Genomic DNA, 15,388 nt, shown 5'->3' with positions numbered 1-15,388 from the left:
GCGCTTTGTCCCTCCCGTCGCCCGCAAGTTCGACCCTTATTTTCATGTCAGTCTCCGAACTCAAACGCCGCCGTACCTTCGCGGTCATTTCCCACCCAGACGCGGGTAAAACCACGCTCACCGAAAAGCTGCTGCTGTTTTCGGGCGCGATCCAGATCGCGGGCACCGTGAAGGGCCGCAAGAGCAACCGCTACGCGACGTCCGACTGGATGGAGATCGAAAAGCAGCGCGGCATTTCCGTCGCGAGCTCGGTGATGCAGTTCGAGTACGGCGATTGCGTGATCAATCTGCTCGATACGCCGGGCCACGAAGACTTCTCCGAAGACACGTACCGCGTGCTGACGGCCGTCGATGCCGCCGTGATGGTGATCGACGGCGCGAACGGCGTCGAAGCGCAGACGTTGAAACTGCTCGAAGTGTGCCGCAGCCGCAAGACGCCGATCGTCACGTTTATCAACAAGCTCGACCGCGAAGTGCGCGAGCCGCTCGATCTGCTCGACGAAATCGAACAGCACCTGGGCGTGTCGGCCGTGCCGTTCACCTGGCCGATCGGCATGGGCAAGGACTTCCAGGGCGTCTACGACGTGCAGAACGATCAGGTGCGCGTGTTCCGCGCGGGTCAGGACACGCTCGGCGGCGAGGTCGAGACTGTGCGCGCGCCCGGCGACGAGGAAGGCGAGCGCCGCTTCGGCCACGCGTGGGTGCGCGCGAAGGAAGAAATCGAGCTGATCACGGGCGCGACGCCCAGCTTCGACCGCGACGAATTTCTCGCGGGCCAGCAGTCGCCCGTGTTGTTCGGCTCGGCGATTAACAACTTCGGCGTGAAGGAAATTCTCGACGCGCTCGTCGATCTCGCGCCGCCGCCGTCCGCGCGGATGACCGTGCAGCGTCCCGTGCAGCCCGACGAGCCGAAGTTCACCGGCGTCGTGTTCAAGGTGCAGGCGAACATGGACCTTGCGCACCGCGATCGCGTCGCGTTCATCCGCGTGTGCTCGGGCCGTTTCGAGCGCGGCATGGCGCTGAAAGTCACGCGCAACAACAAGACGTTTCGCGCGAACAACGTCGTGACGTTCCTGTCGCAGCGCCGCGAGACGGTGAGCGAAGCGTACGCGGGTGACATCATCGGCATTCCGAATCACGGCACGCTGAGTCTCGGCGATACGCTGACGGAAGGCGAGCTGCTGCAGTTCGTCGGCTTGCCGTTCTTCGCGCCGGAAATCTTCCAGACGGTCGAAGTGGTCGATCCGATGCGTGCGAAGCAGCTCGGCGAAGCGCTGAAGCAGCTGGGCGAAGAGGGCGCGATCCAGGTGTTCAGGCCCGTCGTCGGCGGCCTGATGATTCTGGGCGCCGTCGGGCAACTGCAATTCGAAGTGGTGTCGCACCGGCTGTCGACGGAATACAAGGTCGACGTGCGGATGTCGCCCGCGCGCTACCGCATGTCGCGCTGGGTGACGTGCGACGACGCCGCCGAACTGCGCCGCTTCTGCGATTCGTACTCGCCGCGTATCGCGTACGACGCCGCCGAAGCGCCGACGTACCTCGCGTCGCACATCTCCGAAATCGAAGTCGCGCAGAAGGCGTGGCCGAAGATCGTGTTCAACGAATTGCGCGAGCATTCGGGCGCGCCGTTCAGGAAAGCGATGTAACCGTCACGCGGTTCGTACGCAATTCGTACAATTCTCCGCCGCTGAACGACAAAGCCGTGTTCGTCAAAACGAACACGGCTTTTTGCTTTTTGTTGCGAACGGCCTCGCGCTCTACGACATCTCCAGCACCTGCTCCCGCAGCCAGCTTGCAAACGCCTGCACGTGTTCCAGCGTCTCGTGGCGCGGCGCGATATCGAGCCAATACCCATAAGGCCCGCTGACCTCGACGTCCGACATCGGCGCAAGACTGCCTTCGCCGAGTTCCTCGACGATCATGTTGCGATCGACGACCGCGAGTCCCACGCCTTTGCGCGCCGCGTGGATCGCCTGTTCGAGCGTCGAGAACTCGATGCCGTTTTCGGCGTAGCGCGCGGGCAGGCCGGCCTTGTCGAGCCAGTCCGGCCACAGGTTCAGGCGCGCGTCGTTGTGCAGCACGTGCAAGGCGGGCAGCGTTTCAAGCAGGCTGTCGAGCGGTTCGCCCGCGAACCGCGGCGCACCGACCAGCGTATGCCGCTCGATCATCAGCCGTTCGGAATGCGCATCGGGCAGCGCGTCGCGGCCGAAGCGGATGTTGCAGTGACAGTCGTCGGTGGGCTCCGTGCGCACCGAAAGCACGACGTCGGGCAGCTCGATCGCGAGCGAGCCCAGGCGCGGCGAAAACCATTGCGTCGCGAAGGTCGGCGGCACGGAGAGCACGAGCCGCCGGCGGCCCTTTGCCGTCGTGACGAGGAGCGTGCCGCGCTCGAGCGTATCGAATGCTTCGGACACGCACGGCAGCAGTTGCTGGCCGGCCGTCGTCAGGCGGATGCCTTTGTGATCGCGCTCGAACAGCTTCGCGCCGAGCGATTCTTCGAGAATCTTGATCTGCCGGCTGACGGCGCCCTGCGTGACGCATAGCGCGACGGCCGCGCGGTTGAAACTCATGTGCCGGGCCGTCTCATCGAAAAAGCGCAACGCAATCAGCGAGGGCAGACGCCGCATGGATTTTCCTTCAGTCTCATCGTTCTTTTGTGTCCCGCTTCCGGCAGACAGCCCGCGGGCGCGCTTCCCCCTGGCCCGGCAACTCGAGTGCAACGTGAGCGCAACCTGAATGCACCTGAGCGCGCCGGCCACGGCGCCGCAACGCAGAGCCGCGCCGCGCGTCGTCGGGCGATTCTACATGGTGCGCAAGACGGCGCGAAAGCGGGCGCAGGCCGCATTGCAAAAGGCGCGGCGGGGTGTCGCATTGGCGGAATGCAAGCTCTGGCCCCAAAGGCATCCGCTAACATCGGACGCAAACCGGCGGCGATAGCGCACGACGGGCGGCACCGTGCCCGCGCGGACATCACGGTGTCGTTGCTCTTCGCCTATCCTGATGAAATCGCGCGCGCGTACTGGGCAAAGCCGGTCAAACCCGGTCAAACCCAGCCGAACCCAGCCGAGCCTCGCCAAATAGCCGGGCCGAACCCAGCCGCGCGCCCACCTCACTCGCGGAGCGACCGTGACCGTACGCAATCTCGACGCGTTGTTTCGACCGAAATCCGTCGCCGTGATCGGCGCCTCGAATCGCGAGGGCAGCACGGGCGCGATGGTGTGGAAGCGCCTGATCGAAGGCGGCTTCGACGGCCCCGTCTGGGCCGTCAATCCGAAGTACGACATGCTCGACGGCCACGCGTGCGTCGGCAACGCGGGCGATCTGCCCGATGCGCCGACGGTCGCCATCGTCTGCACGCCGCCGTCGACGTGGCCGGGCATCGTCCACACGCTCGGCGGCCACGGCACGCGCGCGGCGATCATCGTCGGCGAGGCGCGCGACGACGACGGCCGCGCCGACGTCCGGCACACGCTCGCGGCCGCGCGACCGCATCTGCTGCGCGTCGTCGGGCCGGGCAGCCTCGGCATCGTGACGCCCGCGCTCAAGGCGCATCTCGGCGCGCCTTCCGTGACGGTGCGCTCGGGCGGCGTCGCGTGGGTATCGCAGTCGAACGCGCTGACGAACGCGGTGCTCGGCTGGGCGCATGCGCGCGGCCTCGGCTTTTCGCACGCGGTGGCGCTCGGCGACGAAGCCGACGTCGATGCCGGCGACGTGCTCGACTATCTCGCGAGCGACCCCAGCACGCGCGCGATCCTGCTCGAAGTGGATTCGGTGAAGGCGGCGCGCAAGTTCATGTCGGCGGCGCGCGCGGCGGCGCGCAACAAGCCGGTGCTTGCGCTGCGCTCGGGCCGCAGCGATCCCGCCGATGCGCTGTACACCGCCGCGTTCCGCCGCGCGGGCGTGGTGCGCGTCGATACCCTCGACGATCTGCTCGACGAAATCGAAACGCTCGGCGTGGGACGCGTCGCGGCGGGCGCGACGGCGACGCTGATCACGAGCGACCGCGGCGTCGCGACGCTCGCCACCGACGCCTTCAAGGCCGCCGGCGACACGCTCGCGCCGTGTCCGCCTGGTGCCGTCGATGCGCTCGCACAGGCGTTGCCGCGCGCGAGGCCGGGCAATCCGCTGCTGCTCGGCAGCGACGCGCGCGCCGAGCACTTCGGCACGGCGCTGAAGGTGCTGGCCGACCAGCGCTCGACGGGCACCGCGTTCGTCGTGCATGCGTCGACGCACAGCGCGCCCGTCGAGGAAGTGGCGCAGGCGCTGATCGCGAATCAGCGTTACGCGTATCGCGGACTGCTCGCGTGCTTTTTCGGCGGCGTGAAGCGCGAGACGCGCGATGCGTTGCACGAGCACGGCATCCCCGTGCACACGACGCCGCAGCGGCTCGCGCGCGCGTTCGAGCGTCTCGTCGAATACCGGCTCGTGCGCGAGCTGCTGATGCAGACGCCCGAAGGCCAGCCCGCGCGCGTGCCCGAAGCCATCGATGCGGCCCAGGCGCAGGCGTGCGCCGCGCTGTCGTCGGGCGTGACGGAGCTCGACGGCGACGAAGCGGCGCGGCTGCTTGCGCACTTCGGCCTGCGGACGGTGCCCGACGACGCGCGCGACGATGCCGTCGTCGATATCACCGTCGAGCTGCGCGACGACGACAACTTCGGCCCCGTGTTCCGCTTCACCGCGCCGCCCGAGCACGACGAGGCGCGGCCGATGTGCGTGTTCGGCCTGCCGCCCCTCAACCCGGTTCTGTCGGACGACATCCTGTCGAATTCGGCGTATGCGCGCGAGGTCGCGCACGAGCCGGTTCTCAACGCGCTGACGTCGATTTCGCAGGCGGTGTCGGAGATCCGCGAGATCGTCTCGCTCAAGCTCGTGCTACGCGTGATGCGTAACGGCGTGGCCATCGTCGGGCCGCGTCTGCGGCTGTCGGCGAACCGCACGCGCTTCGCGATCATGCCGTATCCGCGCCGCTACGAAGAAACGCTCGACTGGCGCGGCCAGCGCATCACCGTGCGGCCGATCCGCCCCGAGGACGAGGACGCGCATCGCGAGTTCGTCGAGTCGATGACACCCGACGATCTGCGCTTGCGCTTCTTCGGCGCCGTTGGCCGGTTCGACCATTCGCAGCTCGCGCGCATGACGCAGATCGACTACGACCGCGAGATGGCGCTGATCGCGACGACGCGAAACGATGACGGCTCGATCCGTACGCTCGGCGTCGTGCGCGCGGTCGCGGACCCCGACAACGAAACGGCCGAGTTCGCGATGGCCGTGCGCTCGGACCAGAAGGGCAAGGGACTGGGGCGTCTGCTGATGGAGCGCATCATCGCGTACGCGCGCTCGCGCGGCACGCATTGGCTCATCGGCGAGGCGCTGCGCGAGAACTCGGCGATGATCGGGCTCGCGACGGCCGTCGGCTTTACGGCCTCGCGGACGGAGGATCCGGGCGTCGTGGGCTTCAGGATGGCGCTCGATCAGCCTGAATCACCGCGAGGCGGCGACAAGGGCGGCGCGCCCGGCTATGGCGCATCGCGCGCGTGCCAAGGCGCGCGTTGACGAAGCACGCAGAAGCGGCGAAGTCACGACTCGTGAGCCGGCGCGCACTGGCTTCCGATCGGGCAAGGCTTTCTGTCGTCGCGCTCGTTTCCGTCATCGATAGGGTGTGCCGCTGCCCGTCGAATCGGCGTGAGTTCGAATACAGCGGTGCCGTCTCACGCATAAAAAAACGGCGCGCCGGATTTCGGCGCGCCGTTTTCATGTGCTGTCATGCGCTGTGATGTTCTGGCAGGCACCGACGAAGCGTCTGCCGTGTGGAAACTCTCATCAAGCCGCGAGCTTCGCCGCCGCCGCATCGACCTGTTCGCGCGACACCGACAATTCCTCCAGCCACTCGGGCGCGTACGCCGCGCCCGCTTCGCGCTCCAGACGCGCGATCGTCGCGGCGCAGCGCATCGCGTCCTTCGGCGTCGCGATGAACGCCTTCACCGATTGCCCCGCCGTGAACGCTTCGAAGAGCGGCACGCGCACTTCGTCGGGCAGCGCGCGCGTCCATTGATACGGCTTGCCATTGAACGTCACCGTCGGCGGCAGCACGCGCTCTTTCTTTGCAGCGGGAATCAAGCCGAAGTTGCGGGCCGCGTCGCCGATCTGATCGGCCGAAAAGAGTTCGTCGGGCGTGATGTCGAACTGCGCGATGAAGGTCTCGATCTGCTGCATCGCGGCGGCGCGGTCGTCGCGCTTCTGCTGCGCGCGAGCCACGATGTCGCGCAGTTCATCGGCTTCAACGCTCGTGATCGTGAAGCTTGCCTGCTTCTGCTGGAGTTCGGAAAAACGCTGGAATTCGAGGTCGGACAGAAGTTTGGCCATTGCGTATCAGTGAGCGCGCATGCGCGAGAACGCATGCGGCGAAAGTCGTCGATTCGGAAAAGGGCCGACATTCTAACGCAACGTGTTTGCCCATTCGGATCGAATGCGCGCGCGATGCACGACAGCTCGCGCATCGGTCGCGCATCGGTCGCGCATCGGTCGCTCAGGAAGCCGCGCGCATCTCCGGTTCCGCGAACACCGACAGGCCCTGCACCGTCTCGCGCAGCATCTGCGTGACTTCGTCGAGCGACGGCGCGACGTATTCGTCGATGCGCTTGAGGAACGGACACGTCATCGCCGCAATCGCCTGGCCCGATGCCGTCAGCAGCGGAAAGGTCAGATCGGTCACGCCGAATATCTGCTGGCTGTCCTTCTGCGAGAAACCGGCCGCGCGGATTTTCGCGCACGCGGCTTCGAGCGCATTGTGATCGACGGTCACTTCGCCCTTGACCTTCGTGTGCTCGGCGAGCATGTGCGTGCGCTGCTCGGGCGTCTGGAACGCGAGCATCGTGCGTCCCGAACTCGTGTCGATCAGACCGACGCGCGCGCCCAGCCGCACCGAAATGCCCCACGTGCCCGGGCCGTCCACCTGCGCGATCACGAGCAGATTGCCTCGGTCGTAGACGGCCAGGTGGCACGACTGCTCGGCTTGCGCCGCGAAGCGCTGCATCAGCGGCAACGCTTCGGAAATCAGCCGGTTCATCGGCGGATGACGATGCGCGAGCGCATAGAGCTTCAGGCTCAGCGAGTAACGGTCGCCGCCCGCCGAGCGAACGACGTACTGGCGCGCGACGAGCCGCTCCAGCATCCGGTACATCTCGCTGGCGTTGCGTCCCAGCAGCTTCGTGATCTCGGCGCGCGTCAGGCCGCTTTTCTGCTCGGCGAGCAATTCGAGTATGTCGAGCCCCTTGTCGAGCGCGGGGGCGCGATAACGGTCGGCGTCTTCCTTGTCTTCCACGTCCATCGTCGGAAATCGGTTGGTGTTTGACATTTGCATCGATTATCGGCCGTCAACGGACTGACACACAGGGCACGGCGCGCCAGGGAAAACACCCACGCCAATCAGTCGGCCACCGGTTGACTTGCCAAAGTTCGAATATGAATAATACGTTCATTAATGAATTAAGAGAATGGCATGACCGATCCCCGCCTGATTTTGCTGAACCCCGACGACAACTGCCTGATCGCCGCCGTGCGGCTGGATGCAGGGACGCAGATCGATATCGAAGGCGAGCGCGTGACGCTCGCGAAGACGATCGATCTCGGCCACAAGGTCGCGCGCCGCCCGTTGCGCGCCGACGAAAAGGTGCTGCGCTACGGCGCCGCGATCGGCCATGTGACGGCCGACGTCGCGCGCGGCGAGCATCTGCATACGCACAACCTCGAAAGCGACTACCTGCCGACGTACACGCACGAAGCAGGCCACGCATTCGTCCATCACTGACACGGGCAAGGAACTCATGACCCACACTTCAGCAACAGAAAACGGCGCCGAGCTGCAAGGCTATTTGCGCAGCGACGGACGCAAGGGCATCCGCAACGTGGTTGCGGTGGCGTACCTCGTCGAATGCGCGCATCACGTCGCACGCGAGATCGTCGCGCAGTTTCGCCCTTCGTTCGATGCGTTCGACGATCCTTCGGCGGATCAGGAGCCCGTTCATCTGATCGGCTTTCCCGGCTGCTATCCGAACAGCTACGCCGAAAAGATGATGGAGCAGCTGACGACGCATCCGAACGTCGGCGCCGTGCTGTTCGTCTCGCTCGGATGCGAGAGCATGAACAAGCACTATCTGGCCGATCTCGTGCGCGCGAGCGGACGCCCCGCGCACGTGCTGACGATCCAGGAAAAGGGCGGCACGCGCAGCACGATTCAATATGGCGTCGACTGGGTGCGCAACGCGCGCAGCGAACTCGCGCAGCAGCAGAAAGTGCCGATGGCGCTGTCCGAACTGGTGATCGGCACGATCTGCGGCGGCTCGGACAGTACGAGCGGCATCACCGCGAATCCCGCCGTGGGCCGCGCGTTCGATCGTTTCATCGAGCAGGGCGCGACCTGCATCTTCGAGGAGACGGGCGAACTGGTCGGCTGCGAGTTCCATATGAAGAGCCGCGCGGCGCGCGACGATCTGGGCGACGAGATCGTCGCGTGCGTGGCGAAGGCCGCGCGCTATTACTCGATCCTCGGCCATGGCAGCTTCGCGCCCGGCAATGCGGACGGCGGACTCACGACGCAGGAAGAGAAGTCGCTCGGCGCGTATGCGAAGAGCGGCGCATCGCCGATCGTCGGCATCGTGAAGCCCGGCGACGTGCCGCCGACGGGCGGCCTCTACCTGCTCGACGTCGTGCCCGACGGCGAGCCGCGCTTCGGCTTTCCGAACATCAGCGACAACGCGGAAATCGCGGAGCTGATCGCGTGCGGCGCGCATGTGATTCTGTTCACGACGGGGCGCGGCTCGGTGGTCGGCTCGGCGATCTCGCCCGTCATCAAGGTCTGCGCGAACCCGAACACGTATCGCAATCTGTCCGGCGACATGGATGTCGATGCCGGGCGTATCCTTGAAGGCCGCGCGACGCTCGACGACGTGGGCCGCGAGGTGTTCGACGTCACGCTCGCCGTCGCGCGGGGCGCGGCGTCGAAATCGGAGTCGCTCGGGCATCAGGAGTTTATTCTTACGTACAAGACTTTCGAGCCCGTGGGGCCCGCGTGCTTGCCTTTCCATGCGGCTTCGCTACAGCGGGTCGTTGGATTGACGGAGCGGTGAGCGCTGCATCGCTTCACGCGCACGACATGAGTCACGACAGGAGAGACTCGTAATGACGAACACGCCGGGTTCTAACGTGTGCAAGCGCCGCAGCATCGGCGCACGCGCGCTGCAAGTGACGGGCCTCGGTCTCGGCACGGCGCCGCTTGGCGGGCTCTATCGCGATCTCTCCGACGACGAGGCATTCGGCGCCGTCGAGGCCGCGTGGGACGCCGGCGTGCGCTTCTTCGACACCGCGCCGCATTACGGCCACACGAAAGCCGAGCATCGTCTCGGCGATGCGTTGCGCCGCTATCCGCGCGGCGATTTCGTGCTGTCGACGAAAGTCGGGCGCCGCTTCGTGCCGCGCAGGAATCCGTATGACGGCAGCGAAGGCTGGCAAAACCCGTTGCCGTTCGAAGCGATCTACGACTACACGCACGACGGCATTCTGCGTTCGTTCGAAGACAGCCAGCAGCGGCTCGGCATCGTCGATATCGACATTCTTCTCGTACACGACATCGGCCGCTTTACGCACGGCGACAGCAACGCGCACTACTGGCAGCAGCTGACGCAAGGCGGCGGCTTTCGCGCGCTCGACGATCTGCGCTCGCAAGGCGTCGTGAAAGCGGTGGGCCTCGGCGTGAACGAAGGCGCGGCGATACTCGATGCGATGCGCGATTTCGACATCGACTGCGCGCTGCTCGCCGGCCGCTATACGCTGCTCGAACAGGCGACGCTCGACGATCTGCTGCCCGAATGCGAAAAGCGCAACGTCAGCATTCTGCTCGGCGGCGCGTTCAATTCGGGGATTCTCGCGCGGGGCGTCGAAGGCGATCTGAAGTTCAATTACGGCGAAGCGCCCGACGACGTGATTGCGCGCGTCGCACGTCTCGAAGCGGTGTGCAAGGTGCATGGCGTGCCGCTTGCTGCCGCTGCATTGCAGTTTCCGTATGCGCATCCCGCCGTCGCGAACGTGCTGACGGGCGCGCGCAATGCGGATGAACTGCGTGAGAACGTCGCGTCGTTCGATCGACCGATACCCGCTGAACTGTGGCAGGCGCTGCGCGACAAGGACTTGCTCGATCCGCGCGCGCCCGTGCCGAAGAACTAGTTGCTCAACGACATCATGCAAATCGACGCACATCAGCATTACTGGAATCCGGAGCGCGGCGACTACGGCTGGCTCACGCCCGATCTCGCCCCGCTCTATCGCACCTTCCGTCCCGCCGATCTCGCGCCGCTGCGCGAAAAGGCGGGCGTGGCGCAAACGGTCGTCGTGCAGGCCGCGCCAACCGTCGAAGAAACGCGCTATCTGCTCGAACTCGCGCGCAACGAGGCGTCGATTGCGGGCGTCGTCGGATGGGTGCCGATGCTCGACGCCGATGCGCCCGCGCTGATCGAAGCGCTCGCGCGCGAGCCGAAATTCAAGGGCGTGCGGCCGATGCTGCAAGACCTGCCCGACGACAACTGGATCGCCAATCCCGCGCTGAAGCCGGCCGTCGATGCGCTGATCGCGAACGATCTCGCCTTCGATGCGCTGATCTTCACCCGCCACGTCGACGCGCTGGAGACGTTCATCAAGCGCTTTTCGCAGTTGCGCATCGTCGTCGATCACGGCGCAAAGCCGGCGATCCGCGACGGCAGCGCGGGCTGGCACGCATGGGCCGAAGGCATCACGCGGCTCGCGCAATCGCCGCATGTGCACTGCAAGCTGTCGGGCCTCGCGACGGAGGCCGCGCAAGGCTGGACGGAAGCGACGCTGCGCCCATACGTCGATCATCTGCTTGCCGCGTTCGGGCCGAAGCGACTGATGTGGGGCAGCGACTGGCCGGTGCTGAACCTGAACGGCGACTATCTGCTGTGGCATTCGATCGCGACGCTGCTGCTCGCGCAACTCTCCGACGCGGAGCGCGATGACATCTTCGGCGGCAACGCGGCCGCGTTCTATCGCCTCTGAATCGAGCCTCTGAATCGAGCCGCTGAATGCGGCCTCTGAATCGAGCCGCTGAATCCGCACGGCGACATTTTCACGATCGCGCCGGTGAGCAGCCGCTGCAATACCCGGTATGACTCAAACGCCAATCCAACAGGAGCCGTAGATGATACAAAGACTGGCCGGCAAGACGGCCTTGATCACCGCCGCGGGGCAAGGCATCGGACTCGCGACGGCCGAGCTTTTCGCGCGTGAAGGCGCGCGCGTCATCGCGACCGACATCCGCATCGACGCGCTGAAGGACAAGCCGGTCGAAGCGCGCAAGCTCGACGTGCTCGACGGCGCGGCGATCAAGGCGCTCGCCGACGAGCTAGGCGCGATCGACGTGCTGTTCAATTGCGCGGGCTACGTGCACGCGGGCTCGATTCTCGAAGCGAGCGAGGAAGACTGGGACTTCGCTTTCGCTCTGAACGCGAAGGCGATGTACCGGACGATCCGCGCGTTTCTGCCCGCGATGCTGGAGAAGGGCGGCGGGTCGATCATCAACATGTCGTCGGCGGCATCGAGCGTGAAGGGCGTGCCGAATCGCTTCGCGTATGGCGCATCGAAAGCGGCCGTGATCGGACTGACCAAGTCCGTCGCCGCCGATTTCGTCACGCGCGGCATACGCTGCAACGCGATCTGTCCGGGCACGGTACACTCGCCTTCGCTCGAAGAGCGCATCGCGGAACAGGCGAAGGCGCAAGGCGCGACGGTCGAAGCGGTGCACGCGGCGTTCGTCGCGCGCCAGCCGATGGGCCGCGTGGGCAAGCCGGAAGAGATCGCGGCGCTGGCGCTGTATCTGGCGTCGGACGAATCGGCGTTCACGACGGGCCAGGCGCATGTGATCGACGGCGGCTGGTCGAACTGAGCCGCGCAGCGTAGGCATCGATGAACCTGAATCACTGAACTGAGGAAACTGCAGCGATGAAATTGCTTCGTTATGGACCGAAAGGCCAGGAAAAGCCGGGCTTGCTGGATGCGCAAGGCAAGATTCGCGATCTGTCGAAAGTGGTCGCCGACATCGACGGCAGCACGCTGACGGACGCCGCGCTCGCGAAACTGCGCGCAGTCGATCCGGCGTCGCTGCCGGTGGTCGAAGGCAATCCGCGCATCGGGCCGTGCGTCGGCAAGATCGGCAAGTTCGTGTGCATCGGCCTGAACTACGCGGACCACGCGGCCGAATCGAATCTGCCCGTGCCGACCGAGCCCGTCGTCTTCAACAAGTGGACGAGCGCGATCGTCGGTCCGAACGACGGCATCGAAATTCCGCGCGGCTCGAAGAAGACCGACTGGGAAGTGGAACTGGGCGTCGTGATCGGCAAGGAAGCGAAGTACGTCGACGAAGCGAATGCACTCGATTATGTGGCGGGCTATTGCGTGATCAACGATGTGTCCGAGCGCGAATGGCAGATCGAGCGCGCGGGGCAATGGGACAAGGGCAAGGGCTTCGATACGTTCGGCCCGATCGGTCCGTGGGTCGTCACGCGCGACGAGGTGCCCGACCCGCAGAACCTGAAGCTGTGGCTCGAAGTGGACGGCCATCGCTATCAGAACGGCAGCACGAAGACGATGGTGTTCGGCGTCGCGAAGCTGGTGTCGTATCTGTCGCAGTGCATGAGCCTGCAACCGGGCGACGTGATCTCGACGGGCACGCCGCCGGGCGTCGGCATGGGCGTGAAGCCCGAGCCCGTTTATCTGAAGGCGGGGCAGACGGTGCGGCTCGGCATCGAAGGTCTCGGCGAGCAGCAGCAGAAGACGTATGCGGCGGAGTGATTCGCGCTGAGTCCTGATCCATCGAACGGCGCGTTGCGCGTTCATTTGCGCATACAGAGCATCATCTACGAAGAGAAAAAGCCGTCCGGACACACGATGTCCGGATGGCTTTTTTCTTTTCATTCGCGATGACGTCTTTCGTCCGCGCGCAAGGGTTCGTCTTCCGTGCCGTCGCCGATCCGGTTGATCGTGCCCTGTGCGACGGCGATCAGCCGTTCCCTGTCGCCATCGGTGACGAACACGTTGCACTGACACGTCGCCTGCTGCCTGCCGACGTACACCACTTCCGCGCGCGCCATCAGCACGCCCGTCACCGCGGGCCGCAGATAGTTGATCTTGTACTCGCCCGTCACGACCCTCGGCCCGAGGGCCAGCGCGCCCGCGAAGGTCAGCGCGTTATCGGCGAGATAGCTGATCACCCCGCCATGCACGAAACCATGCTGTTGCCGCAATTCATCGCGGATCGGCAGACACAGCGTCAGTTCGTTCGCCCCGACGTACATCAGTTCGGTGCCGAGCAATACGCTGAATGGCTGGGCGTGCAGTGCGCCGCGCGCCCGATCGAGTAGATCGGTCATCGTCGTTCCTTCGGGCAGGGCCCGCATGGCGATGTCCCCACTCTAGGAAGCATGAATGCGGCGCGTCAAGGGAATTCGAAAAGATTGCGCGGCAATTATTGCGGAATTCGATGCGACGCAACGGCGCGCCTTTCAGAATTCGCATGTACGGGTAATTTTTCCGGCGAAGGCTCAAGGGCACGGCGGGCACTGCCGTAAACCCGGATGCACTCCCGTCCTCTCAGCTATTCAGGTGTCTCGATGTTCAGCAAGATCAAGGTCGCATCCGGCCTGCTATGTGTTCTGGCCGCTTTCTGCATTTTCCAGCTGGTGACGGCGGGCCTCGGTTTCTGGTCGATGACGCGCACGCATGACGACGTCGGCGATCTGGCGAATGTCGCGCTGCGCCAGGTGAACGCCGTCAACGAGACGACGCAGCATCTGATGGACGCGCGCATCAACCTCTCGCGCGCCGGCACGCGGATGGTGCGCGGCGGCGCGGAGCCGACCGACATCGTTCAGCATGCGCGCGAGCAGATCGCCGCCGCCGAGCGTTCGTTCGCGGTGTTCATGAACGCGCAGAAGCTCAACGACGAAAACAGCGCGCGCGCCGCCGCGCTCAACGAGAAGTACCAGAAACTGCATACGGCGCTCGGCGAGCTCGCGCAGTATCTCGACACCAACAACATCCAGGCGTTCCTCGATCAGCCGACGCAAGGCATGCAGGACGCGTATCTGACGGAACTGCGCAACTTCACGCAATTCGGCGATGCGGCGGGCCGTGCGTCGCTCGACTCGATCGATGCGCGCGAGACGATGTTCCGCGCGGTCGGTCTCGTGATTCTCGCGCTGCTGCTGGGCGGCACGATCGGCGTACACGTGGTGCTGCGCCGTGGCGTCGTCGGGCCGCTCGAAGAAGTGGGCCGCCATTTCGAGCGCATCGCGCAGGGCCGCCTGAACCAGCCGATCGCCGAGCGCGGCACGAACGAAATCGGCCGTCTTTTCCTGGGCCTCTCGCATATGCAGGCGAGCGTCGCGCGCACCGTGAAGACCGTGCGCGAAGCAGCCGATTCGATTCATATCGGCGCGGACGAAATCGCGACGGGCAACGCCGATCTGTCGGCGCGCACCGAGAACCAGGCGGCGTCGCTCGAAGAGACGGCGTCGAGCATGGAGGAGCTGACGGCGACCGTGCGCCAGAACGCCGAACACGCGCGCGAAGCGAACACGCTCGCCGAGACGGCGCTCGATGCAACCTCGCGCGGCACGGATGTCGTCAACCAGGTCGTGACGAAGATGCACGGCATCGCGCAAAGCTCGGACCGCATCGCGGAGATCATCACGGTGATCGACGGAATCGCGTTCCAGACCAACATCCTGGCGCTGAACGCGGCCGTTGAAGCGGCGCGCGCGGGCGAGCAGGGACGCGGCTTTGCCGTCGTCGCGGGCGAAGTGCGCGGGCTCGCGCAGCGCAGCGCGCAGTCGGCGAAGGAAATCAAGGAACTGATCAGCGAATCGGTGGCCGAGATTCAGGGCGGATCGGCGCTCGTCGAACGCGCGGGCGAAGCGATGCGCAACGTGTCGGATTCGATCTCGCGCGTCACGCAGATGATGGCCGAGATCAGCGCGTCGTCGCACGAACAGAGCACGGGCATCGAGCAGGTCAATCAGGCCGTCGTGCAGATGGACCAGATGACGCAGCAAAACGCGGCCCTCGTCGAGGAAGCGGCGGCGGCGGCTTCGTCGCTGCATCAGCAGACGCGGCAGTTGAAGGACGCCGTGTCGGCGTTCGAGATCGCCGATGTCGTGTTCGCGTCGCAACGCACGCGTCACGCGATCGCGCCTGGGTTCAGCGAGCCGGTTGGCAGTTGAGCGCATGCGTTAGCGCCTGGGGCGCGGATAGATCGCAGATCGCAGATCGCATATGACAAAGCCCGCGAAGCGACTTGCTTCGCGGGCTTTGTCTTTGCGGTGCT

At 65.5% G+C, this 15,388-nt stretch carries 13 protein-coding genes; 9 read left to right on the top strand and 4 right to left on the bottom strand.

The window, feature by feature from the left end:
* Positions 1 to 44: 44 nt before the first annotated feature.
* On the top strand, positions 45 to 1,646 hold the full coding sequence (locus tag VSR68_RS12085) for a peptide chain release factor 3 (protein WP_087732324.1): 1,602 nt from the start codon (positions 45 to 47) through the stop codon (positions 1,644 to 1,646).
* A 111-nt stretch (positions 1,647 to 1,757) separates the two neighbouring features.
* Here VSR68_RS12085 and VSR68_RS12080 read toward each other — a convergent pair whose 3' ends face one another.
* On the bottom strand, positions 1,758 to 2,627 hold the full coding sequence (locus VSR68_RS12080) for a LysR family transcriptional regulator (RefSeq protein WP_342940066.1): 870 nt from the start codon (positions 2,625 to 2,627) through the stop codon (positions 1,758 to 1,760).
* Positions 2,628 to 3,126: 499 nt separating this feature from the next.
* On the opposite strand from VSR68_RS12080, the gene VSR68_RS12075 reads away from it, so the two are divergent.
* Positions 3,127 to 5,553 carry a GNAT family N-acetyltransferase gene (locus VSR68_RS12075; RefSeq protein WP_342940065.1) on the top strand — a complete coding sequence of 809 codons (2,427 nt, stop codon included), beginning with the start codon at positions 3,127 to 3,129 and terminating at the stop codon, positions 5,551 to 5,553.
* Positions 5,554 to 5,820: 267 nt separating this feature from the next.
* Here the strand turns inward: VSR68_RS12075 and VSR68_RS12070 are convergent, their stop codons facing one another.
* The gene (locus tag VSR68_RS12070) at positions 5,821 to 6,363 is read right to left on the bottom strand and encodes a hypothetical protein (protein WP_342940064.1); all 543 of its coding nucleotides are present in this window, start codon (positions 6,361 to 6,363) and stop codon (positions 5,821 to 5,823) included.
* A 163-nt stretch (positions 6,364 to 6,526) separates the two neighbouring features.
* Positions 6,527 to 7,327: an IclR family transcriptional regulator gene (locus VSR68_RS12065; protein WP_342940252.1), complete on the bottom strand. Its 801-nt coding sequence runs from the start codon at positions 7,325 to 7,327 to the stop codon at positions 6,527 to 6,529.
* A gap of 171 nt (positions 7,328 to 7,498) precedes the next feature.
* Between VSR68_RS12065 and VSR68_RS12060 the strand changes: the two genes are divergently transcribed.
* The 6 genes from VSR68_RS12060 to VSR68_RS12035 all read left to right on the top strand — a co-directional run bounded on the left by VSR68_RS12060 (position 7,499) and on the right by VSR68_RS12035 (position 12,855).
* The gene (locus VSR68_RS12060) at positions 7,499 to 7,807 is read left to right on the top strand and encodes a UxaA family hydrolase (RefSeq protein WP_342940063.1); all 309 of its coding nucleotides are present in this window, start codon (positions 7,499 to 7,501) and stop codon (positions 7,805 to 7,807) included.
* Positions 7,808 to 7,823: 16 nt separating this feature from the next.
* Positions 7,824 to 9,125 carry a UxaA family hydrolase gene (locus VSR68_RS12055; RefSeq protein ID WP_342940062.1) on the top strand — a complete coding sequence of 434 codons (1,302 nt, stop codon included), beginning with the start codon at positions 7,824 to 7,826 and terminating at the stop codon, positions 9,123 to 9,125.
* Positions 9,126 to 9,177: 52 nt separating this feature from the next.
* Positions 9,178 to 10,218: an aldo/keto reductase gene (locus VSR68_RS12050; RefSeq protein ID WP_342940061.1), complete on the top strand. Its 1,041-nt coding sequence runs from the start codon at positions 9,178 to 9,180 to the stop codon at positions 10,216 to 10,218.
* Between the two features lie 15 nt (positions 10,219 to 10,233).
* Positions 10,234 to 11,064: an amidohydrolase family protein gene (locus tag VSR68_RS12045; RefSeq protein WP_342940060.1), complete on the top strand. Its 831-nt coding sequence runs from the start codon at positions 10,234 to 10,236 to the stop codon at positions 11,062 to 11,064.
* A 142-nt stretch (positions 11,065 to 11,206) separates the two neighbouring features.
* Positions 11,207 to 11,950: an SDR family oxidoreductase gene (locus VSR68_RS12040; RefSeq protein ID WP_342940059.1), complete on the top strand. Its 744-nt coding sequence runs from the start codon at positions 11,207 to 11,209 to the stop codon at positions 11,948 to 11,950.
* Between the two features lie 56 nt (positions 11,951 to 12,006).
* On the top strand, positions 12,007 to 12,855 hold the full coding sequence (locus VSR68_RS12035) for an ureidoglycolate lyase (RefSeq protein WP_342940058.1): 849 nt from the start codon (positions 12,007 to 12,009) through the stop codon (positions 12,853 to 12,855).
* Between the two features lie 119 nt (positions 12,856 to 12,974).
* On the opposite strand, the gene VSR68_RS12030 is transcribed toward VSR68_RS12035, so the two are convergent.
* Positions 12,975 to 13,433 (bottom strand): PaaI family thioesterase, encoded by a 459-nt coding sequence (locus VSR68_RS12030; protein ID WP_090869765.1) that lies wholly within the window; start codon positions 13,431 to 13,433, stop codon positions 12,975 to 12,977.
* 240 nt (positions 13,434 to 13,673) lie between these two features.
* Here VSR68_RS12030 and VSR68_RS12025 point away from each other — a divergent pair, with 240 nt between their 5' ends.
* Complete coding sequence (locus VSR68_RS12025) at positions 13,674 to 15,284, top strand: methyl-accepting chemotaxis protein (RefSeq protein ID WP_342940057.1); 1,611 nt, start codon at positions 13,674 to 13,676, stop codon at positions 15,282 to 15,284.
* Positions 15,285 to 15,388 lie beyond the last annotated feature (104 nt).

The sequence above is a fragment of the Paraburkholderia phymatum genome (genome assembly GCF_038900715.1).
Taxonomy (GTDB): domain Bacteria; phylum Pseudomonadota; class Gammaproteobacteria; order Burkholderiales; family Burkholderiaceae; genus Paraburkholderia; species Paraburkholderia phymatum_A.
This window is presented reverse-complemented; position numbering and strand designations above follow the sequence as displayed.